General features: G+C 71.1%; 20 protein-coding genes. 12 read left to right on the plus strand and 8 right to left on the minus strand.

What is annotated here, in order from left to right:
* Position 1 precedes the first annotated feature (1 nt).
* Both FK530_RS11150 and FK530_RS11155 read right to left on the minus strand, forming a co-directional pair.
* The gene (locus tag FK530_RS11150) at positions 2 to 1,219 is read right to left on the minus strand and encodes a transporter substrate-binding domain-containing protein (protein WP_146487091.1); all 1,218 of its coding nucleotides are present in this window, start codon (positions 1,217 to 1,219) and stop codon (positions 2 to 4) included.
* Positions 1,219 to 1,947, minus strand: a complete 729-nt coding sequence (locus tag FK530_RS11155; RefSeq protein WP_146487288.1) for an amino acid ABC transporter ATP-binding protein — start codon at positions 1,945 to 1,947, stop codon at positions 1,219 to 1,221. Before FK530_RS11155 ends, FK530_RS11150 begins: the two co-directional genes overlap by 1 nt.
* Before the next feature lie 145 nt (positions 1,948 to 2,092).
* On the opposite strand from FK530_RS11155, the gene miaB reads away from it, so the two are divergent.
* Both miaB and FK530_RS11165 read left to right on the plus strand, forming a co-directional pair.
* Positions 2,093 to 3,604, plus strand: coding sequence for a tRNA (N6-isopentenyl adenosine(37)-C2)-methylthiotransferase MiaB (gene miaB, locus FK530_RS11160; RefSeq protein WP_146487092.1), 1,512 nt, complete (start codon positions 2,093 to 2,095; stop codon positions 3,602 to 3,604).
* Positions 3,605 to 3,662: 58 nt separating this feature from the next.
* The gene (locus tag FK530_RS11165; protein ID WP_231706591.1) at positions 3,663 to 4,289 is read left to right on the plus strand and encodes an Rv2732c family membrane protein; all 627 of its coding nucleotides are present in this window, start codon (positions 3,663 to 3,665) and stop codon (positions 4,287 to 4,289) included.
* 4 nt (positions 4,290 to 4,293) lie between these two features.
* Here FK530_RS11165 and FK530_RS11170 read toward each other — a convergent pair whose 3' ends face one another.
* Positions 4,294 to 5,127 carry an AAA family ATPase gene (locus tag FK530_RS11170; RefSeq protein ID WP_191834120.1) on the minus strand — a complete coding sequence of 278 codons (834 nt, stop codon included), beginning with the start codon at positions 5,125 to 5,127 and terminating at the stop codon, positions 4,294 to 4,296.
* Positions 5,128 to 5,147: 20 nt separating this feature from the next.
* The gene (locus tag FK530_RS11175; protein ID WP_146487093.1) at positions 5,148 to 6,533 is read right to left on the minus strand and encodes a DUF349 domain-containing protein; all 1,386 of its coding nucleotides are present in this window, start codon (positions 6,531 to 6,533) and stop codon (positions 5,148 to 5,150) included.
* Positions 6,534 to 6,658: 125 nt separating this feature from the next.
* Here FK530_RS11175 and FK530_RS11180 point away from each other — a divergent pair, with 125 nt between their 5' ends.
* The 5 genes from FK530_RS11180 to FK530_RS11200 all read left to right on the plus strand — a co-directional run bounded on the left by FK530_RS11180 (position 6,659) and on the right by FK530_RS11200 (position 11,264).
* Complete coding sequence (locus tag FK530_RS11180) at positions 6,659 to 7,279, plus strand: class III extradiol ring-cleavage dioxygenase family protein (RefSeq protein WP_146487094.1); 621 nt, start codon at positions 6,659 to 6,661, stop codon at positions 7,277 to 7,279.
* Complete coding sequence (gene miaA / locus FK530_RS11185; RefSeq protein ID WP_146487095.1) at positions 7,279 to 8,223, plus strand: tRNA (adenosine(37)-N6)-dimethylallyltransferase MiaA; 945 nt, start codon at positions 7,279 to 7,281, stop codon at positions 8,221 to 8,223. Before FK530_RS11180 ends, miaA begins: the two co-directional genes overlap by 1 nt.
* A gap of 21 nt (positions 8,224 to 8,244) precedes the next feature.
* On the plus strand, positions 8,245 to 9,111 hold the full coding sequence (dapF, locus tag FK530_RS11190; RefSeq protein WP_146487096.1) for a diaminopimelate epimerase: 867 nt from the start codon (positions 8,245 to 8,247) through the stop codon (positions 9,109 to 9,111).
* 64 nt (positions 9,112 to 9,175) lie between these two features.
* Positions 9,176 to 10,594, plus strand: a complete 1,419-nt coding sequence (hflX, locus tag FK530_RS11195) for a GTPase HflX (RefSeq protein WP_146487097.1) — start codon at positions 9,176 to 9,178, stop codon at positions 10,592 to 10,594.
* Between the two features lie 16 nt (positions 10,595 to 10,610).
* Complete coding sequence (locus tag FK530_RS11200; RefSeq protein WP_146487098.1) at positions 10,611 to 11,264, plus strand: DUF1345 domain-containing protein; 654 nt, start codon at positions 10,611 to 10,613, stop codon at positions 11,262 to 11,264.
* Here FK530_RS11200 and FK530_RS11205 read toward each other — a convergent pair.
* On the minus strand, positions 11,261 to 11,836 hold the full coding sequence (locus FK530_RS11205; protein ID WP_146487099.1) for a TetR/AcrR family transcriptional regulator: 576 nt from the start codon (positions 11,834 to 11,836) through the stop codon (positions 11,261 to 11,263). The genes FK530_RS11200 and FK530_RS11205 overlap by 4 nt on opposite strands.
* Positions 11,837 to 11,887: 51 nt before the next feature.
* Between FK530_RS11205 and FK530_RS11210 the strand changes: the two genes are divergently transcribed.
* Both FK530_RS11210 and FK530_RS11215 read left to right on the plus strand, forming a co-directional pair.
* Positions 11,888 to 13,120, plus strand: coding sequence for an acyl-CoA dehydrogenase family protein (locus FK530_RS11210; RefSeq protein ID WP_146487100.1), 1,233 nt, complete (start codon positions 11,888 to 11,890; stop codon positions 13,118 to 13,120).
* Positions 13,121 to 14,269: an acyl-CoA dehydrogenase family protein gene (locus FK530_RS11215; protein WP_146487101.1), complete on the plus strand. Its 1,149-nt coding sequence runs from the start codon at positions 13,121 to 13,123 to the stop codon at positions 14,267 to 14,269.
* Here FK530_RS11215 and FK530_RS11220 read toward each other — a convergent pair.
* Complete coding sequence (locus FK530_RS11220; RefSeq protein ID WP_146487102.1) at positions 14,266 to 15,105, minus strand: LysR family transcriptional regulator; 840 nt, start codon at positions 15,103 to 15,105, stop codon at positions 14,266 to 14,268. The two genes, FK530_RS11215 and FK530_RS11220, sit on opposite strands and share 4 nt — an antisense overlap.
* 80 nt (positions 15,106 to 15,185) lie before the next feature.
* Between FK530_RS11220 and FK530_RS11225 the strand changes: the two genes are divergently transcribed.
* Positions 15,186 to 16,121 (plus strand): DMT family transporter, encoded by a 936-nt coding sequence (locus FK530_RS11225; RefSeq protein ID WP_158645079.1) that lies wholly within the window; start codon positions 15,186 to 15,188, stop codon positions 16,119 to 16,121.
* On the opposite strand, the gene lexA is transcribed toward FK530_RS11225, so the two are convergent.
* Positions 16,099 to 16,809, minus strand: a complete 711-nt coding sequence (gene lexA / locus FK530_RS11230) for a transcriptional repressor LexA (RefSeq protein WP_146487104.1) — start codon at positions 16,807 to 16,809, stop codon at positions 16,099 to 16,101. The two genes, FK530_RS11225 and lexA, sit on opposite strands and share 23 nt — an antisense overlap.
* Positions 16,810 to 17,064: 255 nt before the next feature.
* Here lexA and FK530_RS11235 point away from each other — a divergent pair, with 255 nt between their 5' ends.
* Together FK530_RS11235 and nrdR are read left to right on the plus strand one after the other, a co-directional pair.
* On the plus strand, positions 17,065 to 17,697 hold the full coding sequence (locus FK530_RS11235) for a LysM peptidoglycan-binding domain-containing protein (RefSeq protein ID WP_146487105.1): 633 nt from the start codon (positions 17,065 to 17,067) through the stop codon (positions 17,695 to 17,697).
* 214 nt (positions 17,698 to 17,911) lie between these two features.
* The gene (gene nrdR, locus FK530_RS11240) at positions 17,912 to 18,385 is read left to right on the plus strand and encodes a transcriptional regulator NrdR (protein WP_146487291.1); all 474 of its coding nucleotides are present in this window, start codon (positions 17,912 to 17,914) and stop codon (positions 18,383 to 18,385) included.
* Between the two features lie 34 nt (positions 18,386 to 18,419).
* On the opposite strand, the gene hrpA is transcribed toward nrdR, so the two are convergent.
* Complete coding sequence (gene hrpA / locus FK530_RS11245) at positions 18,420 to 22,436, minus strand: ATP-dependent RNA helicase HrpA (protein ID WP_146487106.1); 4,017 nt, start codon at positions 22,434 to 22,436, stop codon at positions 18,420 to 18,422.
* Between the last annotated feature and the right edge of the window lie 15 nt (positions 22,437 to 22,451).

Raw genomic sequence — 22,451 nt, forward strand, 5'->3', positions numbered from 1 at the left:
CTCACGCACCTACCTTCGTGCACCAGGTCCGCGGGTCGGACTGCGGGGCCGTCGCGGGCTTACCGTCGGGCCCGGGGAGCGGCTTCCCATCGGGCCCCGGGAGGGGGACCTCCTTCGGCAGCAGCCAGGTCTGATCGCCGGGGACGGCGACGAGGACCGACTTCGGCTTGCCGCCGTCGACCGGGCGTCCCTGGTCGATCATGGTGTTCGCGTACTCGCCGAGGTTCTCCCGCAGCGCCTTGAACAGTTCGTTGTCGGGGTTGGCGTAGGCCAGCCCCGTGAACGTGGAGACGGCGGTCGTGGGGACCACGCACGTCGGGACCGAGGGGACGGCCTCCGCGTCGTAGGTGGCGGTGCCCTGCTCGCCGAGCATCATCTGCCGGAGCGCCTTGTTGACCTGGCTCAGCGCCTCTCCATCACCCTTGCGCAGGCCGATGCCGTAGCGCTCGGTGGAGAACTGGTCGCCCTTCTTCTTCTCGGTCTTGGTGCCCGTGCTGCTGGTCAGGGTCACGTCCTTCGGGTAGGTCATCGGGACGATGTCGAACTCGCCCGGGTACTTGGCCTGGAAGCCGGCGAGGATCGTCGCATCGGTGGTGAGGGCGTCCAGCACGCCGCGGCGCACACCCTCGACGCACGAGGCGTAGCCGTCGTACTGCTGCAGCTGGACGTTCGGCAGTGCCGCCTTGACGTTGATCGCCGACGTGGAACCCGAGACCGAGCACAGCTTCCGGCCCGAGTTCAGGTCCTCGAGGCTCCGGATCGGGTTCGAGGTCTTCTTGCTCACCAGGAGTGCCTGATAGGTGGTCAGATAGGGTCCGGCGAAGGTCACCTTCTTGGTGCGGGCGGCGCTGATCGAGTAGGTGGCGGCGATCATGTCGACCTCGCCGTTCTCGATCATCCGCTCGCGCAGGGGAGACGGGGTCTCCTTCCACGTGATCTTGGGCTCCGACCAGCCGTTGTTCTTGGCGATCTGCTTGATCACGAACTCCGAGACGTCCACGTCGGAGCCCGAGTGCGACTTGTCCGGGTTGCGGTTCGCGAGGCCGGGCTGGTCGTACTTGGTGCCCAGCACCACGTCGCCGTTCTTGATGGAGTCCAGCAGGCTGCGCGGTGTGTCCGTGCCGCACGCGGAGAGGAGGGGGACGGTCACGAGTGCGGCGGCGACGGCCGCGACCGCGCCCCGCCACCGTCGAGTTCGAGTGCTCTGCGGTGATGTCATCAGTGCCCCAGGATCTTGCCGAGGAAGTCCTTGGCGCGGTCCGACTTCGGTGCGGTGAAGAAGGACTCGGGCTCGGTGTCCTCGACGACCTCGCCGTCGGCCAGGAACAGGATGCGGTCGGCGGCCTTGCGCGCGAACCCCATCTCGTGCGTCACGCAGACCATCGTCATGCCCTCCTTGGCCAGGCCCACCATGACGTCGAGGACCTCGTTGACCATCTCGGGGTCGAGCGCGGAGGTGGGCTCGTCGAAGAGCATGACCTTGGGCCCCATCGCGAGCGCGCGGGCGATGGCGACGCGCTGCTGCTGGCCGCCGGACAGCTGGGCGGGGTACTTGTCCTTCTGCGCGACGATGCCCACGCGGTCGAGCAGCTCGAGCGCGCGCTTCTCCGCATCGGCCTTGGACTGCTTGCGCACCTTGATCGGCCCGAGCGTCACGTTGTCGAGGATCGTCTTGTGCGCGAAGAGATTGAAGGACTGGAAGACCATGCCGACCTCGGCGCGCAGGTTCGCCAGGCCGCGCCCCTCCTCGGGGAGGAGGGCGCCGTCGATCTTGATCGTTCCCGAGTCGATGGGCTCGAGCCGGTTGATGGTGCGGCACAGCGTCGACTTGCCGGAGCCCGACGGGCCGAGCATCACCACCACCTGGCCCTTGGGAACGGTCAGGTTGATGTTCTTGAGCACGTGGAGGTCGCCGAAGTGCTTCTCCACTGATTCGATCTCGATCATCGGAGCGGAGCCTGTGGGCTCGTTCGCGGGAGTGGTCATTGCCCGAGCCTAGGAGTTCCGACGTTTCGATCACGTTAACTCGGGCGGATTGGTCCCGGAAATCTGTGAAGCGGGGTGATTTGCCCTCGCCGATTATCCTGGTGGGGTGATCGACGCAGCCCCTGCCAGCCGAACGTACGAGGTCCGCACCTACGGGTGCCAGATGAACGTGCACGATTCCGAGCGCCTCTCGGGTCTGCTCGAGGACGCCGGGTACGTGCGTGCGGACGGCGGCGAGCAGGCCGATCTCGTGGTCTTCAACACCTGTGCCGTGCGGGAGAACGCCGACAACAAGCTGTACGGCAACCTCAGTCACCTCGCCCCGATCAAGAGGGAGCGGCCCGGCATGCAGATCGCCGTCGGCGGCTGCCTCGCGCAGAAGGACCGCGGGACCGTCGTGAAGAAGGCTCCGTGGGTCGACGTCGTCTTCGGCACCCACAACATCGGCTCCCTGCCGACGCTGCTGGAGCGTGCGCGTCACAACGAGAAGGCCGAGGTCGAGATCAAGGAGGCGCTCGACGCCTTCCCGTCGACGCTGCCCGCGCGGCGCGAAAGCGCCTACGCCGGGTGGGTGTCCATCTCGGTGGGTTGCAACAACACCTGCACCTTCTGCATCGTGCCGAGCCTGCGCGGCAAGGAGGTCGACCGGCGCCCGGGCGACATCCTCGCCGAGGTGCAGGCCCTCGTCGACCAGGGCGTCTCCGAGGTCACGCTGCTCGGCCAGAACGTCAACGCCTACGGCGTCAACTTCGCGGACCCCGATCTCGGCCGCGACCGCGGCGCCTTCGCCGACCTGCTCCGGGCGTGCGGCCGCATCGAGGGCCTCGAGCGCGTCCGGTTCACCAGCCCGCACCCGGCCGAGTTCACCGACGACGTGATCGACGCGATGGCGGAGACCCCGAACATCTGCCCGCAGCTGCACATGCCCTTGCAGTCGGGTTCCGACCGCGTGCTCAAGGAGATGCGGCGCAGCTACCGCAGCACCAAGTTCCTCGGCATCCTCGACAAGGTCCGCGAGCGGATCCCGCACGCCGCGATCACCACCGACATCATCGTCGGGTTCCCGGGGGAGACGGAGGAGGACTTCCGGGCCACGCTCGACGTCGTCGAGAAGGCCCGGTTCAGTTCCGCGTTCACCTTCCAGTACTCGATCCGGCCGGGTACCCCGGCCGCGGACCTGCCCGAGCAACTGCCGAAGAAGGTCGTGCAGGAGCGCTACGACCGGCTCATCGCGCTGCAGGAGCGGATCACGCTCGAGGAGAACCGGAAGCAGGTCGGCCGCCGGGTCGAACTCCTGGTGGCGCTCGGCGAGGGCCGCAAGGACGCCGAGACCAAGCGCATGTCGGGTCGCGCGCGGGACGGCCGGCTCGTGCACTTCGCCGGCGACGAGAGCATCCGTCCGGGCGATGTCGTCGAGGTCGTGATCACCGGCGCCGCTCCGCACCACCTCGTCGCGGACGACGGCGTGCTCAGCCACCGCCGCACGCGCGCCGGCGACAACGTCGAGGCCTCGATCACCCCCGTCACGGCGCCCGTCGGGGTGGGGCTGGGCCTGCCGCCCGTCGGCCGCCCCGCACCCGCCGCAGCGCCCGCGTCCGCGGGGTGTTCGTCCTGCTGACAGGCTCTACGACGACCTGTAGGAGACAACGCCCGGCGCGGGGTGGACAATGGAGGCCATGAACGCCGACAGTGAGAACCCCCGGAGCGCCGAAGAGCTGGAGAGCCTGCGCTCCCAGGTCGAGTCGGTCGAGCGCAAGCTCGCCGGCGAGTTCCAGGTCAGTCCGCGGATCCTGGTGGCCGCGATCGCCGTGGTCGCGGTGATCGGCTCGCTCGCTCTGCCGCACACCGGTTCGGTCACGGGCATCGAGATCATCACCGGCGATCCGCACATCGACGGCAGCTCGTTGGTCATCGTGTCGAAGATCTTCGTCTGGCTCGAGGTGCTGTTCGGCGTCTTCGCGTCCGGCGCGGCGTTGCTGACCCGTCGCTGGGTGCTGTCCGTGATCGCCGGCGCGGGATGCGGCGTCTCGATCGTCTTCGGCCTGCTGTCCGTCTGGTCGCGGCAGACCCCGGGCCTGCACGGCGAACCGCCGACGGGCGCGGGAATCGGCCTGTTCCTCGGCTGGTTCGCCATGATCGTGCTCGCCGTCGTGTGGATCAAGACGATCTGGGCGCGGACCCCGTACCAGCTCGCCGCCGAGCAGGAGCGCCGCGACGCCGCGCAGGAGTGGGACGAGTTCGCCCGGTCCAACCGGATCGGCAACCAGCCGCCGCGCCCGCAGCGTCCCACCGACCAGGCCTAGCCGGTCAGTCCTCGCCGTGGATCCGGGCCCGCAGGCGCCGGATCAGCTCGCGTTCGTCCTCCGGCGAGACGGTGCGCTCGGGCTCGGCACCGGTGTCGACGGTGCGCGTGACGAGCTCGTCGAGGTAGGTCTCGGGATGCTCCAGGAAACGTCGCCAGTGCCGGACCAGCGCCAGGTCGCGCCACGCGGCAGGGGCCGGACCGTTCGGCGTCATCTCGACGATCTGCGCGCCGGGCAGAGCCGTCAGGACCGGAGAGTGCGTCGCACAGACGATCTGCGAGCCGCTGTCGCGCATCTGGCCGAAGAGCGCGACGAGCCGTAGGCACGAATGGAACGACAACGCCGACTCGGGCTCGTCGAAGACGTAGAAGCCCGGCTCGGTGAGCATCGCCTCGAAGATGCTGAAGAAGCCCTCGCCGTGGCTCCGGACATCGACGTCGTCCCAGTAGCCGTAGCGCCCGCCGAACCGCTCGTTCATCTCGAGCACGGTCTCCGCCCGGAGGAAGAAGCCGTGCCTGCGCGTCCGGGGGCCCCGGCGCATCGCCAGGCCCCGGTGGGTCAGGCCGAGGAGCAGTGCCTCGCCCAGCGGCGTCTTCTCGGTGCCGAGGTTGCCGCCCAGGACGGCGGCCCGGCCACCCCGTGCGTCCAGCCCGAACTGCTCCGCGACGGCCTCGACGAGGGTCGACTTACCGGATCCGTTCTCCCCGACGACGAAGGTCACCGGGGCGGTCAGTGGTAGCGGCGCGCCTCCGATGAGGGGCTTGAGCGCGGGCACCTCGCGCACCCAGCGGGGGAGGCCGGCGCCGGACGCGCCGACCGAGATCCGCTCGACGAACACGGTCCCGCCGCGACGACCGGCTACCGGTCCTCGATCGCGCCTTCGGCGGCGTCGGCCCACTCCCGCCACTGCTGGGCCTGCTCGCGCAGCCGCACGGCGTCCTTGGTCTTGCCGGCCTTCTCTGCCTTCTCGGCCTGCTCCTCGAACTGGGCGACGCGGTCCCGGAACTGCGCGGCGCGCGCCGCGGCCTCGGGATCGGTGCGGCGCCACTGGGTGTCGTCGGCGGCCTTGATCTTCTTCTCCAGGGCGCGGATCCCCGCCTCCAGCGAGCCCATCTGCTCGCGCGGGACCTTGCCGATCGCCTCCCACTTGTCCTGCAGCTCGCGCAGGGCCGACTTCTGGGCGCCGAGATTCTGCGCGGACTCGATCCGCGGGGTGTACTCGTCGAGAAGGGCCTGCTTGGCCCTGCCGTTCTCCGCGAACTCGGCGTCGCGCTCGCCGGCGGCGGCGTTGCGGGCGGAGAAGAACTCGTCCTGGATGCCCTTGAACCGGGCCCAGAGAGCGTCGTCGGCGTCGCGCGGCGCGCGGCCGGCCGCCTTCCACTTCGCGAGCAGGTCGCGGAACTTCGCCGAGGTCTCGCCCCACGACGTGTCGTTCTTGAGCTTCTCCGCCTCGGCGATCAGCTCCTCCTTGCGCGCCTTCGCGCCGGCGCGCTCGCGGTCGAGCTCGGCGAAGTGCGCGCCGCGACGCTTGTTGAACGCGTCGCGGGCCTTGGAGTAGCGCTTCCACAGCGCGTCGTCGGTCTTGCGGTCGACGCCCTTGATCGTCTTCCACTCGTCGAGCAGCGCGCGCATCCGGTCGCCGGCGGTCTTCCACTGGGTCGCCTCGGCCGCGATCTGCTCGGCCTCGGCGGCCAGCGCCTCCTTGCGCGCGATGCCCTCGGAGCGGTTCTTCTCCCGGTCGGCCTGCGCCGTCACGATCGCCGTGTCCGCGCCGGTGAGCAGCGCGCCGACGCGGGATGCGAGGGCGTCGAGGTCGCCGACGACCGCGGCGGTGGGCAGCGAGTCGGCGATCTGCTGGGCGGCGGTGCGGATCTTCTTCGGGTCGCCCGTACCACTGGCGAGGCGCTCCTCGAGCACCTCGATCTCGGTGGCCAGCTCGTCGTACTTGCGGCCGTAGTGGGCGAGGCCCTCGGCGGATTCGCCGGCCTGCCAGGACCCGACGGCGCGCTCGCCGCCCGAGGTCACCACGTAGACGGTGCCGTCGTCGTCGACCCGGCCGTGCTTGCTCGGATCGGACGCCGGCCGCGTGCGCGGCGCGCTCTGCGCCGCTGCGGGGGCGTGCGGGCGCGGGCCCCCGGGCCGGGGGCCGGGGTGCGGCTTGGGGCCGGGCCGGGCGCCCGGAGTGGGCTTCGGGGCGGCGCCCTCGATCGGAGTGGTCTCGGCGATCGGGTCGTTCTCGGCCACGGGGTTCCCCTTCGTCTGCGCCGCGCGTCACGGCTGCCGGTCGTCATGGACCCGCACAGCGCGCGGGCCCGGATCCATTGAAGCACTCCGCGGCCGTCCCGGCGCGATCGATTAGCGTTCTTCCCGTGCATCCGTCCCAGCGCGACCACCGGCCCGTCGCCGTGATCCCCGGCGCCCCGCTGCTCGTTCCGGAGCTGGTGGGCGCTCCCGGCGATCCGGACGCCGATCGGCTGCGTAGTGCGGCACTCGGAGCGGGCGCCTGGCTCGGTGCCCGCGCCCGCACCTGGCGTGTCGTGTCCTCCGTCCCCCTGACCAGGGACGACGAGGCGCCGGCGGGGACCTTCGCCGGTTTCGGGGCCGACGTCATCGTCACCGCGGGGCCCGGCGGACCGTCGAACGACCTGCCGCCGAGCCCGTCCTGGCCGGTGCCGCTGCTGATCGCCGCCTGGCTGCGGGGTGCCTCCGCCCCGTCGGTCCGCCTCGTCGAAGGGGACGCGGAGGCGGAGGGACTGCTCTTCGTTCTCGACGGTCCGAACACGCTCACCGCCCGTGCGCCCGGCGGCCACCGTCCCGAGGACGGTGCCGTCTTCGACATGCAGGTCGCCGCCGTCGCCGAAGGCGGCCCCGTCGACGGGCTCGACGAGGGATGGCGGGCACTGGCCCGCGCCGTGGCGGGAGGGGCCGAGGTGCTCTACCGCGACGCACCCTTCGGCGTCGGGTACCTCGTGGCCACCGGGGGAGCGTGATGACGCCGACCGCGGGCGTCTCCGGCACCGTGCGCCCCATCGCCGTCGTCGGCCCCACGGCCACCGGGAAGTCGGATCTGGCACTCGATCTGGCGGAGCGGCTGGACGGCGAGATCATCAACATCGACGCCATGCAGATGTACCGGGGCATGGACATCGGCACCGCGAAGCTGCCCGTCGCGGAGCGGCGCGGTATCCCGCACCACCAGCTCGACGTGCTGGACGTGACCGAGACCGCGACCGTCGCCGCGTACCAGGAGCGGGCCCGCGCCGACGCCGAGGCGCTGCTCGCCGCCGGACGCACCCCGGTCATCGTCGGCGGGTCCATGATGTACTTCCAGGCCCTGCTCGACGAGTGGCGCTTCCCCGCGACCGACGCGGCCGTGCGCGCGCACTTCGAGGACAGGCTCGCCGAGATCGGCCCCCTGGCTCTGCACCGAGAGCTCACCGCGCTCGACCCCGCCGCCGGGGCGAAGATCCTCCCCACCGACGGCCGGCGCATCGTGCGCGCCCTCGAGGTCGTCACGATCACGGGGGAGCCCTTCGCGGCGTCGGCGCCGGCGATCGGGCCCGCCCGCTGGGACACCGCGATCGTGGCCTTGGACCGCGACACCGAGGAGCTCGACGCCCGGATCGACCTGCGCACGCGCCTGATGTTCGAGTCGGGGCTGGTCGACGAGGTGCGCGGGCTCGAGGAGCGGGGTCTGCGCGAGGGCGTCACCGCAGCGCGCGCGATCGGCTACGCGCAGGTGCTCGCCGCGTTCGACGGCGAGTACGACCTCGAGCAGGCGCGAGAGCTGACCTTCATCGGCACGCGCAGGTACGTGCGTCGGCAGCGGTCCTGGTTCCGGCGCGACCCCCGCGTGGTCTGGCTCGACGGTGCCGACCAGGACCTGGTCGGCGCCGCCCTCGCGGCGCACGCCGCCCCGGTGTGGCGGCCGTGAGGCGCCCGTAGACTGGTCCGCATGACCGCAGTCGACTTCCTCAAGGGCCACGGTACGGAGAACGACTTCGTGATCCTGCCGGACCCGGGTGTCGACATCGACCTCACGCCCGAGCTCGTGACCGCCCTCTGCGACCGCCGCGCCGGCATCGGGGGCGACGGCGTGCTGCGCGTCGCCCGCGCCGGCGACCTCCTCGACGCGGGCGTCCTGGACGCGGTGCCCGAGGGCGTGACGCGCAGCGACTGGTTCATGGACTACCGCAATTCCGACGGCTCGATCGCCGAGATGTGCGGCAACGGCGTCCGCGTCTTCGCCCACTTCCTCGCGGCCTCCGCGCTGGTCGCCGGGGAGACGTTCGTCGTCGGCTCGCGGGCGGGGGCCAAGCCCGTCCGCGTGCACCACGCCGATCCCGAGGCCGCCGACGTCGCGGTGTCCATGGGGGTCCCGCGCGTCTTCGGAACGTCGTCGGCGGGCGTCGACGGCCGCGACCTCGCGGGCATCGCCGTCGACGTGGGGAACCCGCACATCGCCTGCGTCGTCCCGGGGCTCACCGAGGAGGCCCTCGCGGCGCTCGACGTGGCGAGCGCGCCGACCTTCGACCACGGCCTGTTCCCGCACGGCACGAACGTCGAGGTCCTGACCCCCTTGGTCGACGGCGCCGTCCACATGCGTGTCCACGAGCGCGGCTCGGGCGAGACCCGGTCCTGCGGCACGGGCACCGTGGCCGCCGCCGTCGCCGCGCTGCGATCCGTCGGGCGGGAGACCGGTGCGGTCGACGTGCACGTGCCCGGCGGCGTCGTCACCGTCACCGTCGATACCGACGGTGCCGTGCTCCGCGGCCCCAGCCGCATCGTCGCGTCCGGGACGGCGCGGCTCTCCGCGCTCTGAGCGGTTTCGCCCTGCGAAAACTCGCGTGACCCGTACCGCCGCCACGTGCGAGAATGGGTCGCATATGACACAGACAGACACCTGGGAACCGACGGATCCGCATCAGCCGACCATCGGAGAACTCCAGCTCCAGGAGCGTTCCTCGCTCCGCCGCGTCGTCGGCCTCTCGACCGAGCTCGACGACGTCACCGAGGTCGAGTACCGGCAGCTTCGTCTCGAGCAGGTCGTGCTCGTGGGCGTGTGGACCTCCGGCTCCGCGGCACAGGCCGACGCCTCGCTCGCCGAGCTCAAGGCACTCGCCGAGACCGCGGGATCCGCGGTGCTCGAGGGCGTGATCCAACGGCGTGACCGGCCGGATCCCGCCACCTACATCGGCTCGGGCAAGGCCCACGAGCTGCGCGAGGTCGTCCTCGCGACGGGCGCCGACACCGTGATCTGCGACGGCGAGCTCACCCCGGCGCAGCTCAACGCGCTGGAGAAGGTGGTCAAGGTCAAGGTCATCGACCGCACCGCCCTCATCCTCGACATCTTCGCCCAGCACGCCACCTCCCGCGAGGGCAAGGCGCAGGTCAGCCTCGCGCAGATGGAGTACATGCTCCCCCGGCTGCGCGGCTGGGGCGAGGCGCTCTCCCGCCAGGCCGGCGGCCGCGCGGGCAGCAACGGCGGCGTGGGCCTGCGCGGTCCCGGTGAGACGAAGATCGAGACGGATCGTCGTCGGATCCGCGAGCGGATGGCGAAGCTGCGCCGCGAGATCAAGGGCATGAAGCAGGCCCGCGACACCAAGCGCGGCGCCCGCCGCCGCTCGGGCGTGCCGGCCGTCGCGATCGCCGGGTACACGAACGCGGGCAAGTCGAGCCTGCTCAACGCGCTGACCGACGCGGGCGTTCTCGTGCAGAACGCGCTGTTCGCCACGCTCGATCCCACCACCCGGCAGGGCGTTCTCACCGATGGCCGCGATGTGGTCTTCACCGACACCGTCGGCTTCGTGCGGCACCTGCCGACCCAACTCGTCGAGGCCTTCCGGTCGACGCTGGAGGAGGTCGTCGACGCCGACCTGCTGCTGCACGTCGTCGACGGCAGCGACGTGATGCCCCAGCGGCAGATCGACGCGGTCCGCCAAGTGCTGCGCGAGGTGGCGGGGGAGCGGGAGGCGTCGCTGCCCCGGGAGCTGCTCGTGGTCAACAAGATCGACGCCGCCGATCCCGTCGTGCTGGCCCAGCTGCGGGTCGCGCTGCCCGACGCCGTCTTCGTCTCCGCGCACTCGCGCGAGGGCATCGACGAACTGCTGGAGCGGATGACGCAGCTGATCACGGCGGGGGACGTCGAGGTCACGGCGCTCCTGCCGTACGACCGCGGCGATCTCGTGGCCCGGGTCCACGCCGAGGGCACGATCCTCACCACCGAGCACGTGGCCGAGGGCACCCGGATCACGGCGCGCGTGCCGGGCGCTCTCGCCGGATCACTGTCGCCCTTCGCGGCGTAGCGCGCACAATCGACGGATGAGTCCCACGGCGTCGAAGCCCGTCCTGTCCGTCACGACGCGGGCGGCCCTGTCGGTAGTGATCGGCGCGGTGGCCGGCGGATCGGTCGGCGCGCTGGTCGACGCCACGCTCGGCGTGCTCGTCGGGATCGGTGCCGCGGCGGCGGTCTTCGTGGCGACGGGGTGGGCGACGCTGTGGCCGCTCGACGCCGGGTCCACCCGTGCCACGGTGCAGCGGGAGAACTTCCGGCCCCGGGTCGCCGAGGTCGTCGTGGCGGTGATCGCGCTCAGCGGCCTCGTCGCGATCGTGGCGCTGCTCGTGGCGGGACGGTCCGGTCACAAGGACGCCGGTGCGGCCGCCGCGCTGTTCGCCGCGTTCGCGGTGTGGGCGGCGCTGCACCTGACCTACGCGACCCAGTACGCGGCGCAGTACTACGGCGATCCCGGCGACGAGCCGGGCGGGATCGACTGGAACGCCGACGAGGCCCCCGCGTACCGCGACTTCTTCTACTTCAGCTACAACCTGGGCATGACGTACCAGGTGTCGGACACGTCCGTCTCCTCGCAGGGGATCCGCAGCGTGGTGCTGCGCCACTGCCTGTTGTCGTACGTCTTCGGGACGCTGATCCTCGCCACCGCGATCAATCTCGTGGTGGGCATCGTCTCCGGTTAGCCGGTGGCCCCGTCGAGAAGGAGCTCGACGACGGCCGTCGCCTTGCCGGGCTGCGGCGGCGTGCCGATGATCATGTCGGACCACAGGAAGGACTCCGCGAGCCGGACGACGGCGTAGGCGAGGTCGGCGCGGGCGACGCCGTGGGTACCGTCGGACGGCGGGACGGCGAGGTCGGCCAGCCAGTCCTCGACCCACGCGATGAGCCGCTCCTGCACCACGCTGCCGCCGGACTGCAGCACCCGCATGGCGAATTCGGGCTCGTCCGCGGCGAATCCGGCCAGCGGGGGATAGTCGCGGACCTCGTGCGCCAAACGGGTGAAGGAGCGCAGGAAGGCCGCGCGGTCGCGGACGGGTTCGGCGGCCTCGACGCGGGCGATCGCCTGTGCGATGCCCAGCCAGATCGCCTCGCCCACCACGTGCTCGCGCCCGTCGAACCAGCGGTAGAGCGTGGCCCTGCCGATCCCGGAGGCCTGTGCGAGCTGCCCCAGATCGACCCGGCGGCCCTCGCGGAACCACTGCGCGGCGAGACGGATCACCTCGGACTGCTTGTCAGTCCGCGACGGATGAGACATACTCCTATTTTGTCTCGCCAGTGCGAGGGTGTCAACGAGGGGAAGACCCGGATGGATGTGACGTTCACAGCGGAGGAAGAGGCCTTCCGTGCCGAGGTGCGGGAGTTCCTGGATACGCACCTGACCGACGATCTGCGCGCGGCGGGTGATCTCGCCACCAGCGTCTACTCCGACCACGAGGCGAGTCTGCAGTGGCAGGCGATCCTGCACGAGCGGGGCTGGGCGGCGCCCGCGTGGCCGGTCGAGTGGGGCGGCTGCGACTGGTCGGTCGCGCAGCACTACATCTTCGCCCGCGAATCCGTGCTGGCGGGCGCGCCCTTCCTGTCGCCGATGGGGATCCGGATGGTCGCGCACGCGATCGTCAAGTTCGGGACCTCGGAGCAGAAGAACTTCTTCCTGCCCGGCATCCTCGACGCCTCGGTCTTCTTCTGCCAGGGCTACTCCGAGCCGGAATCGGGATCGGACCTGGCCTCGTTGTCGATGCGCGCGGAGTCCGACGGCGACGACCTCGTGCTCACCGGCTCGAAGATCTGGACCACTCACGCCCGCGAGGCGAACTGGATGTTCGCCCTGGTGCGCACCTCCAAGCAGGAGCGCAAGCAGCAGGGCATCACGTTCCTGCTCCTCGACATGACGGTGCCCGGCATCGAGATCCAGCCGCTCGTCATGGCCTCGGGCGAGGAGGTGCAGAACGTCGTCTTCTTCGACAAGGTGCGGGTGCCGAAGGCCAACGTGCTCGGGAAGATCGACGAGGGCTGGACCGTCGCCAAGTACCTGCTCGAGTTCGAACGCGGCGGCGGCGCCTCGGCGCCGTGGCTGCAGGTCTCGCTCGACCGGCTCGCGTCGCAGGCGGAGGGCGTTCCCGGACGCGCTGGTCGGCCGCTGTCCGAGGACGACGACTTCCGGCTGGGCCTCGCGGAGCTGCGTGCCCGCGTCGACGTGCTGGAGATCCTCGAGCACCGCTCACTCGCCGTGCTCTCGGCGGGAGGTAACCCGGGCACCGCGGCCTCGATGCTCAAGATCCTCGGCACCGAGCTGAGCCAGGCGATCACCGAGTTCATCCACAAGAGCGCCGGCCCGCGCGGACGCGTCTACCAGCCACACGTCACGCGGCCCGGCGGCCCGGTGGTCGAGTATCTGCCGCCCGCGGGCGGCGCGCACAGCGGCGACCTGTGGCAGGCCGTCGCGCCGCTGCGCTACTTCAACGATCGTGCGGGCTCGATCTACGCGGGCTCCAACGAGATCCAACGGAACATCCTGGCGAAAGCGGCATTGGGGCTGTAGATGGACTTCACACTCACCGACGAACAGACGATGCTGCGCGACGCCGTGCGGTCGTATCTCGCGGGCCGGTACCCGCTGGTCGAGTCGCGGAGCGCCGCGCGCTCGGCGGAGCGCTGGCAGCCCGCGGTCTGGGCGGCCTTCGCCGCGGATCTGGGGATCCTCGCCGCGACGCTGCCCGAGAGCGTGGGCGGACTCGGCGGAGGGCCCGAGGAGATGATGGTGATCGCCGAGGAACTCGGTGGCGCACTGGTGGTCGAGCCCTACATCGGGACCGCCGTCGTAGGCGCGGCCCTGCTGCGCGGTGCCGGCGGCGCGGCGGCCGACGCGGTGTGCTCCGCCATCGCCGAGGGCGAGGCGCGGATCGCCTTCGCGCTCACCGAGCCCGACTCCGGACGCGAGCCCTGGGACATCGGGACGGCGGCCGTGCGCGACGGTGACGGCTACGTCCTGACCGGTGCCAAGATCGTGGTCGCGGACCTGCCGCTGGCGACGCACCTCATCGTCGCCGCGCGCACGTCCGGCGAGCGGCTCGATCGTGACGGGCTCTCCCTGTTCCTGCTCGAGGTCGACGCCGCGGCACCGCCGGCCGGCATCGCCGCGCAGTACTACCGGACGATCGACGATCACCAGACGGGCGATCTGGTGCTGGACGACGTGCGTGTTCCGGCGTCCGCGCTGCTCGGCGCCGAGGGCGGCGCCTGGCAGGTGATCGAGCGCGCACTCGACGACGGGACCGCGGCGGTGTGCAGCGAGGCGGTCGGGATCATGCGGCGGGTCGTCGCGGAGACCGTCGAGTACGCCAAGCAGCGGCGCCAGTTCGGAGTGCCCATCGGCTCCTTCCAAGCGCTGCAGCACCGCATGGTCGACATGTCGCTCGAGCTGGAGCAGGCCGTCGCGGCGACCTACCTCGCGGTGCTCAACCTCGATGCCGACCCGAAGGTACGACGACGAGCCGTCTCCGCGGCGAAGATCACGATCGCGCGGGCGGCCCGGTTCGTCGGACAGAACGCGGTCCAGTTGCACGGCGGCATGGGGATGACCGAGGAGCTCGCGATCGGCCACTGCTTCAAGCGCCTCACCGCGATCGAGACCGAGTTCGGTTCCGCGATCGATCATCTGCGCCGGTACGCCGACGCGACCGCCGGCTAGGCCGTGGTCGTCACCGCGGCGGCGGCGCGGCGGACGGCGGCCCGGACCGGTGCCGGCACGCGGTCGCCGACGGTGACGGCGAGCGCGATGGGTGGCATGACCGGCATGGTCTCGACGGCGACCAGGCCGTCGGTCGCGTCGATGGCCGGGAGCAACGTGACCCCGAGACCGCTGCGAGCGGCCGAGTACAGGCCCGCGAGGTTCGCGGCCTCGGCCGCGACGACGTAGTCGATCCCGTGGCGCGCGAGCGCATCCGCGGCCGGCGCGCGCAGGACGCAGGGATCGTCGAAGAGGAGGACGGGCACCGCGTCGGCGGGATGCTCCCAGTCCCTGGCCGCGTACCAGTGCAGAGCGATGGGGCCGACGGCGTCCGGGTGATCGATCGGCGCGAGGAAGACCGCCACGTCGGCGAAGCCGTGCTCCACGGCACCCGCGACCTGCGCGCTGCGGTCGAACCGGAACTGCGCGGTCCACCCGCCGGGGAGAGAGCCGAAGCCGCGGCTCAGCTCGGGGATGAGGCGATCGGCGCCGTGCTCGGTGGCGGACACGGACAGTGTGCGGGTCGTGGGGGAGGAGAGCGCGTGCACTGCGGCGTCGTGCGCATCGAGGATCGTCTGGGCGTGCCCGAGGAGGCGGTTGCCGTGGTCGGTGAAACGGACACCGCGCCCCGCCTTCTCGACGATCGAGCCGCCGGTGGACTTCTCGAGTCTGCGCAGGTGGGCGCTGACGGTGGACTGCGTCAGGTGCAGCGCCTCGGCCGCGCGGTGGACCCCGCCGCAGCGGGCGATCGCGACGACACTGCGAAGGGGGACGATGTCCAGGATCGGATCGGCCATGAATGAACGATAACGACGATCAATCGTGATCGTCAATCATTGTTGGACGCGCGGCCCCTGCGCGTTCGACGATGACCGGCATGAGAATCCCTCCGGTGCTCGCAGTCTCGGTCGTCGTCCTGTACGCCTTCGGCTACCCGCTCGGCGCCCTCGGCGTCGCCGCCATGAGTCCGTTCCTTCTGCTGCTCCTGCGGTTCGCGATCTCCGGTGTCCTGATGTTCGGCGTCGTGCGGATCACGGGCCGACGGAATCCGACGGGCGCGGCCCTGGGCCACGCCGTCGTCGTGGGTCTCCTGGCGCAGGCCACCCAGTTCATCGGGTGCTACCTCGGCCTGCGTGCCGGGGTGCCCGCCGGGGTCGCGGCACTCATCATCGGCGTCAATCCCGCGCTCACCGCCGTGGTGGCCCGGGCCGTCCTGCACGAGCGGCTCACGGTGCGCCGGACACTCGCCGCTGCGCTCGGCCTGGCGGCGGTCGTCACGGCCTGCTGGTCGACGGTGCCGGCGCTGGCCCACGCGGGAGCCGGCATGGGCTTCACCCTCCTCGGGCTCGTGGGCATCGCGGTGGGCGGTGTCTACCAGCAACGATTCTGCCGTGACGTCGACCCGGTGGCGGGAAACGCGGTGGGCATGCTCGTCGCCGCCGTACCCGCGGGGTTCCTGACAGTCGCCTACGGCGCCACCGTGGCGCATCCCGTGCAGGGCGCGGTCGTACTCGTCCTCATGGTGCTGCTCAGTTCGATGACCGCGACCACGCTGTATCTGCGAGTGATCGGCCTCGCGGGTGCCAGTGGTGCCGCAATGCTCTTCGCCGTGATCCCCTCGGTGTCGGCGCTGTTCGCCTTCCTGATGCTCGGCGAGCCCGTGCACCCCGGCGTGGTCGCGGGGCTACTGCTCGGCAGCGCCGCCTGCGCCGTCGCCTCTCTCGGAGGACGACGAACGCCGGCCCCCGACCAGGTGGTCGACGAGCCGGCGCTGTCGGAAACGGGAGCGGTCAGATGCGGCGCATCACGGTGACGACCTTGCCGAGGATCACGGCGTCGTTGCCGTGGATCGGGTCGAACGCGGGATTGTGCGGCATCAGCCACACGTCGCGACCGGTCCGGCGGAAGGTCTTCACGGTGGCCTCGCCGTCGAGCATCGCCGCCACGATGTCGCCGTTCTCGGCGACGGACTGCTGCCGGACGACCACCCAGTCCCCGTCGCAGATGGCCGCATCGGTCATCGACTCGCCGACCACCTTGAGCAGGAACAGTGAGCCCTCGCCCACGAGTTCGCGGGGGAGGGGGAAGATCTCCTCGACCGCCTCCTCCGCCAGGATGGGGCCGCCCGCCGCGATGCGTCCGAGCACCGGTACGAAGGCGGGCTCCGGCATCCGATCCTCGTCCTCCATGACCTTCTGGATCACCTGCGCGGTGCGCTCCTCCGCGCCCTGAACGTTGACCGCGCGGGGACGGTTCGGGTCGCGGTGCAGGAAGCCGAGGCGCTCGAGCGTACGGAGCTGATGGGCGACGGACGAGGTGGACGTGAGGCCGACCTCGTCGCCGATCTCCCGGATGCTCGGCGGGTATCCGCGGTCGCGGACGGACCGCCGGATCACCTCCAGGACCTGCTTCTGACGACGGGTGAGGTGATCCTCGGAGACGTTGCCCTGTGCGTCGCGGAAGCGCTTGTCCCGGTGCTGGACCTGTCGTTCATCTGTCATGTGTCGCTCCTCACGCCCGTTCGGTTCCGACTCCACTGTAGTCCAGGCCGGACGTGCTGACAAACATCTGTTCGAGAAATTTCCCCGCGTGTCTTCCCCTCGCTCGAGGGGTGTGGTAGAAATCGAACAGAAGTTCTCTCGAACACTTGCACGCACTTCGGTGTGACTGGTGGGGCTGGATTGAAAACTTGTCAGTCCCCTCCGATAGACCTGTGGGTGAGCGAGAAGGAACCGCTACCGACTTCAGGAGAGACCATGACCGCGATCATCGATCGAGACGTCATCACTGCAGCACAGGAGGCCGCCGCGGAGGCGCAGGCGCTGGTGCGGCACGGCTCCGCAGCTGCGGGCCGGCGCGGTGCCACCCGGGCCCGCGGGGTCTCGCCGCGGCTGGCGCGCAGTCGTTCCGTGGACGTCGCTTCGTCTTCGATCACCTCGTCGAACGACGTTCTCGACGGCGGGATTCGAACGGAGCCGGCGGCGGTCCGCGTGACGGGTGCACGCGGATCCGCCCGGCGGACCGTCGAACGCCCGGGCGTGCGTTCCGCGGCGCGCCGTGCACCCCGCGGCTACTCGCGGGCCGACGGCTGCGCCCGCCGGGCGCCCGGCCCGTCGCTCGCCGCGTGTGTGCTGTTCGCCACGGGCGTGTTCGCCGGCCTGCTGGTGCTCTTCGGCGGGTCCTCTTCCGCGGAGCCGACGCCGACCGCGGCGCAGCCCGCCCTGACCTCGATCGTGACGGTCCGCACGGGGCAGAGCCTCGAGCAGATCGCCCGTGAGATCGCGCCCGACCGCGCCCAGGCCGCCGTCGTCGCGGAGATCGCGGAGATCAACGGCCTGCGGGACGGCCGCGTGCACGCCGGCCAGACCCTCATCACGCCCCGGTACTGACCGCCACCCACGAGCGAAGGAGACGCAGATGACCACCCGCATGGTGATAGTGGATTCCCGGCAGGGCGGGCGCTCGGCCCACCTCGACAACGTGGTGCCGTTCCCGCGCCGAGTATTCTCGGAGTCGAGATCGCGGGGCACGGCGGTGGCAGGGGCCACCGTGCTGCAGCTGCCCCGCCGGACGTCCGAGCGCAGCCGCGCGGGAGGTGGACCGATGTACTGCCCGTTCTGCAAGAACGAGGACACCAGGGTGGTCGATTCGCGCGTCTTCGACGACGGTCAGGGGATCCGCCGGCGCCGCTCGTGCAACGAATGCGGGCGCCGCTTCACCACCGTCGAGAGCGCCGTCATGGCCGTCGTCAAACGCAACGGCGTCACCGAGCCCTTCAGCCGCGAGAAGGTCGTCAAGGGCGTGCGGCGAGCGTGCCAGGGACGGGATGTGGCGGAGGACGACCTGCACAAGCTCGCACAGCAGGTCGAGGAGACCATTCGCGCGATGGGCGTGGCCGAGGTGCCCGCGAACGAGGTCGGCCTCGCGATCCTGGGGCCGCTGCGCGACCTGGACGAGGTGGCCTATCTGCGCTTCGCCTCGGTCTATCAGAGCTTCTCGTCCATCGAGGACTTCGAGGCCGCCATCCGCGACCTCCGCACCCGCGCCGCGGCGGCGGACCCCACCGACGCGGCCTGATCCGGCGCGACCGGCCCGCGGATGCGCCGGGTGCTCAGGTCAGCGCCGCGATCGCGGCCAGCACCTTCTTCTCCGAGACCGAGCCGACGGTGCCCAAGGACTGGGCGAACAGGCTGACCCGGAGTTCCTCGATCATCCAGTGCACCTGTTCGTGCGCGGCATCCCTGCGGTGCTCGGGCAGCGCGTCCAGCTTCGCGGTGAGGGCGCCGTAGACGCGGTCGAGCGTCGACATCCCGCGGTCGTCCCTGTCGATGGATCCCGGGAGCGCCGCCCACCGCGCGGCGGCGCCGGCCACGTACCGGGGAAGGTGCTGCAGGTGCGCCCCGGGCGTCGCGGCGACGAAGCCGGGGAAGAGCAGCGAGTCGAGTTGCTCCGCGATGTCGTCCGCGGCCTCCCGGAGTGCCGGGGGAGCCGCAGCGATGGCCCCGCGTACCTCGGTCGCGGTCGCCACCGCCGCGGCCACGTGTGCGAAGTCCTGTTGCGCCTCGGCGCCGAGCCCGGCGCGGACCGTCGCGGTGAGGGCGGCGAACTCGTCGGGGGTCCAGGCGAGACCCGCGCCGGCGCGGAGATCGGTGATCGCGCGCCGGCGGCAGTCCGCGACGAGATCCATCGGGGTCGCGTACGGGCTCTGCGAGAGCGCGAGCCGTTCGCGCTGCCCGACCGATTGCAGCACCGACTTGTGCGCCGCGGGGAGCGCGTGTCCGAGGAGCACGTCGAGGCCCGCACCCATGAGCACGGCCTGCTCGCTCTCGGCGGCCACCACCTTGACGCCGACGGCGTCACCATCGGGGTAGAGCGTGCCGAAACCGGTGACGCGGCTGCCGCGGACCTCGGTGTCGATGGTGCGCGGCACGTCCCCGAGCGTGTCCGCGGTCCACTGCTTCGCAGGTGCCCGCTCGTACGCGCCGGCACGGCTGGAAAGATCCTGCTGCACGGCGGCGCCGAGGGAGCGCTTCAACGCGTCGAGATCCTTGCCGGAGCCCAGGACGCGGCCGTCGTCGCCGATCACCGTGAAGGTCACGCGCAGGTGATCGGGGATCGCGGCGAGGGAGAAGTCGCCGGCGCGGATGACGGTGCCGGACAGCTGGGTCAACTCGCGCGCGAGCCCCTCCATGAGCGGCTCGGCCCGGGGCGTCAGGCGCGCGAGCGCCGCGGCCGCGAAGTCCGGCGCGGGCACCACCTCGCGGCGCAGTTGCTTCGGTAGCGACTTGATCAGCGCCACGGCCAGTTCCTCGCGCATCGCGGGCACGAGCCACTCGAAGCCGTCGGCGCGGACCGTCGCGAGGTCCTTGACGGGGATCCGGGCGGTGACGCCGTCATCGGCGGCACCCGGCTCGAAACGGTACTTCAGCGGCACCTCGATACGGCCCTGCAGCCACGAGGTGGGGTAGGCCTCCGCGGTCACATCGGCGGCGCCGTCCCCGAGGAGATCGTCCGCGGTGAAGTCCAGCAGGTCGGGTTCGGTCCTCGAGGCCTTCTTCCACCACGAGTCGAAGTGCCGTGCCGAGACGATGCCCTCGGGCACCCGCTTGTCGTAGAAGTCGAACAGCCCGTCCTCGTCGACGACGATGTCGCGGCGTCGCGCTTTGTCCTCCAGATACTCGGCGTCGTCGAGCAAAGCCCGGTTGCGCGCGAAGAACGGGTGCCGGGTGCGCCATTCGCCCTGGACCAGTGCGTGCCGCAGGAACAGCTCCCGAGCGGCCACCGGGTCGATCCGGCCGAAGTTCACCGTGCGGTCGGCGACCAGCGGCACGCCGAAGAGCGTGACGCGCTCCTTGGCGAGTACCGCCTCGCGCTTGGTCGACCAGTGGGGCTCGGAGTAGTGGTGCTTGGCCAGCGGTCCGGCGAGCTTCTCGGCCCACTCGGGCTCGATCCTGGCGACGGTCCTGGCGAAGAGTCGCGAGGTCTCCACGAGCTCGCCGGCCATGACGAACCGCGGCGGCTTCTTGGAGAGCGCGGAGCCGGGGAAGACCAGGAACTTGGCGCCTCGCGCGCCGAGGAACTCCCTGCCGTCCGGTTCGCGCAGTCCGATCTGGGACAGCAGCCCGGCGAGCATGGCCTGATGGATCAGGTCGGGCGACGGTGCCGGTTCCCGGCCCAGGGACTCCAGTTTCCACCCGAGGTCCCGGCAGATCTGCCGGAGCTGGCCCTGGAGGTCCTGCCATTCGCGGATGCGCACGTAGTGCAGGAACTCGCGCTGGCATTCGCGGCGGAAGGCGCTCGAACTCACTTCGGCCCGGCGCTCGCCGAGGTGCCGCCACAGGTTCAGGTACGAGAGGAAGTCCGAGGTGGGGTCGGCGAAACGCGCGTGTTGCGCATCGGCGGCCTGGCGGTGCTCGGCCGGCCGCTCGCGCACGTCCTGGATCGATAGGCCGGCGACGATGACGAGGACCTCCGGCAGGACACCGAACTCGCGCGCCGCGACCAGCATCCGCGCCATCCGCGGATCCACGGGCAGGTCCGCGAGTTGGCGGCCGACGGCGGTGAGCCGCTTGTGCCCCTCGGAGCGGCTGCTGCTACCGGCCCCGCTCGCTCCGCTCCCGGCGACCTCGAGAGCCCCCAGCTCCTCCAGCAGCGCCGTGCCGTCGCGGACGGCCCGCTCGTCGGGCGGCTGGACGAAGGGGAAGGCGGAGACCTCGCCCAACTCGAGCGCGGTCATCGACAGGATGACCGACGCGAGGTTCGTCCGCAGGATCTCGGGATCGGTGTAGACGGGCCGCGCGTCGAAGTCGTCCTCCGAGTACAGCCGAATCGCGATGCCGTCGGAGGTGCGGCCGCAGCGACCGGAGCGCTGCTGCGCCGAAGCTTGCGAGATCGGCTCGATCGGTAGCCTCTGCACCTTGGTGCGCACCGAGTACCGGGAGATGCGCGCCGTGCCCGTGTCCACGACGTACTTGATGCCGGGCACCGTCAGCGAGGTCTCGGCCACGTTGGTGGAGAGCACGATCCGGCGCCCCGTGTGCGGGGCGAAGACACGGTGCTGCTCCGCGGACGACAGGCGTGCGTACAGCGGCAGGATCTCGACGGCGCCGTGTCGTCCGGCGGATCCGCGGGATCCGTACTTCGCCTCCAGTGCCTCGGCGGCGTCGCGGATCTCGCGCTCGCCGGAGAGGAAGACGAGCACGTCGCCGGGCGCCTCGCGGGAGAGCTCGTCGATGGCGTGCACGATGCCCGTGACCTGGTCGAGGGGTTCCGCATCGTCGGTCATCTCGTCGAGCGGGCGGTACCGGATCTCCACCGGGTACGTGCGGCCGCTGACCTCGATCACGGGAGCGGACGCACCGTCGGGCCGCGCGAAGTGGGCGGCGAACCGTTCCGGCTCGATGGTGGCGGAGGTGACGATGACCTTGAGATCGGGCCGGCGGGGGAGGAGCTGCCGCAGGTAGCCCAGCAGGAAGTCGATGTTGAGGCTGCGCTCGTGCGCCTCGTCGATGATGATCGTGTCGTAGTCGCGCAGCAGCCGGTCGCGGGTGAGCTCCCGGAGCAGGATGCCGTCGGTCATGAGCTTGACCGAGGTCTTCGGAGAGACCTTGTCAGTGAATCGGACCGCGTATCCGACGGTGTCGCCGAGCTCCGTCGTCGTCTCCTCGGCGATGCGCTCCGCGACGCTGCGGGCGGCCAGCCGGCGGGGCTGGGTGTGGCCGATCATGCCGCGCACGCCGCGGCCGAGCTCGAGACAGATCTTGGGCAGCTGCGTGGTCTTCCCCGAGCCGGTCTCGCCCGCGAGGATGATCACCTGGTTCTCGGTGATGGCCTTCGCGATCTCGTCGCGGCGGGCGCTCACCGGCAGGTTCTCCGGGTAGACGATGGCCGGCACCGCCGCCTTCCGCACGGCGAAGCGTTCGCGGGCCGCCGCGACGTCGCGCTCGAGACGCGCCAGGTCGGAGTCCTTCGCGCGCTTGATCTTCCCCCGCAGGCGGGTCTCGTCGCGGAGGGTCACAGCGGGTGCGGCATCGGTGCCGAGCGCGGCGTACAGATCACGCTTCGAGGGAGAGGGGAGCTGCGCCGCGTCTGCGCCGCGTCGTGCGGTGCGCGTCTCGTGCTCAGTCATTTGCTCTATTTTAGG

It is taken from the genome of Tsukamurella conjunctivitidis (assembly GCF_007858475.1).
Classification (GTDB): Bacteria; Actinomycetota; Actinomycetes; order Mycobacteriales; family Mycobacteriaceae; genus Tsukamurella; species Tsukamurella conjunctivitidis.

Bases quoted from the DNA above. Each gene is read 5' to 3' on its own strand.
- FK530_RS11200 (WP_146487098.1), top strand. From the start codon at position 10,611: ATGAGTCCCACGGCGTCGAAGCCCGTCCTGTCCGTCACGACGCGGGCG.
- FK530_RS11215 (WP_146487101.1), top strand. From the start codon at position 13,121: ATGGACTTCACACTCACCGACGAACAGACGATGCTGCGCGACGCCGTG.
- FK530_RS11155 (WP_146487288.1), bottom strand. From the start codon at position 1,947: ATGATCGAGATCGAATCAGTGGAGAAGCACTTCGGCGACCTCCACGTG.
- lexA (WP_146487104.1), bottom strand. From the start codon at position 16,809: ATGACAGATGAACGACAGGTCCAGCACCGGGACAAGCGCTTCCGCGAC.
- FK530_RS11150 (WP_146487091.1), bottom strand. From the start codon at position 1,219: ATGACATCACCGCAGAGCACTCGAACTCGACGGTGGCGGGGCGCGGTC.
- nrdR (WP_146487291.1), top strand. From the start codon at position 17,912: ATGTACTGCCCGTTCTGCAAGAACGAGGACACCAGGGTGGTCGATTCG.
- hrpA (WP_146487106.1), bottom strand. From the start codon at position 22,436: ATGACTGAGCACGAGACGCGCACCGCACGACGCGGCGCAGACGCGGCG.
- FK530_RS11235 (WP_146487105.1), top strand. From the start codon at position 17,065: ATGACCGCGATCATCGATCGAGACGTCATCACTGCAGCACAGGAGGCC.
- FK530_RS11220 (WP_146487102.1), bottom strand. From the start codon at position 15,105: ATGGCCGATCCGATCCTGGACATCGTCCCCCTTCGCAGTGTCGTCGCG.
- FK530_RS11205 (WP_146487099.1), bottom strand. From the start codon at position 11,836: ATGTCTCATCCGTCGCGGACTGACAAGCAGTCCGAGGTGATCCGTCTC.
- FK530_RS11225 (WP_158645079.1), top strand. From the start codon at position 15,186: ATGAGAATCCCTCCGGTGCTCGCAGTCTCGGTCGTCGTCCTGTACGCC.
- hflX (WP_146487097.1), top strand. From the start codon at position 9,176: ATGACACAGACAGACACCTGGGAACCGACGGATCCGCATCAGCCGACC.
- miaA (WP_146487095.1), top strand. From the start codon at position 7,279: ATGACGCCGACCGCGGGCGTCTCCGGCACCGTGCGCCCCATCGCCGTC.
- FK530_RS11165 (WP_231706591.1), top strand. From the start codon at position 3,663: ATGAACGCCGACAGTGAGAACCCCCGGAGCGCCGAAGAGCTGGAGAGC.
- dapF (WP_146487096.1), top strand. From the start codon at position 8,245: ATGACCGCAGTCGACTTCCTCAAGGGCCACGGTACGGAGAACGACTTC.
- FK530_RS11210 (WP_146487100.1), top strand. From the start codon at position 11,888: ATGGATGTGACGTTCACAGCGGAGGAAGAGGCCTTCCGTGCCGAGGTG.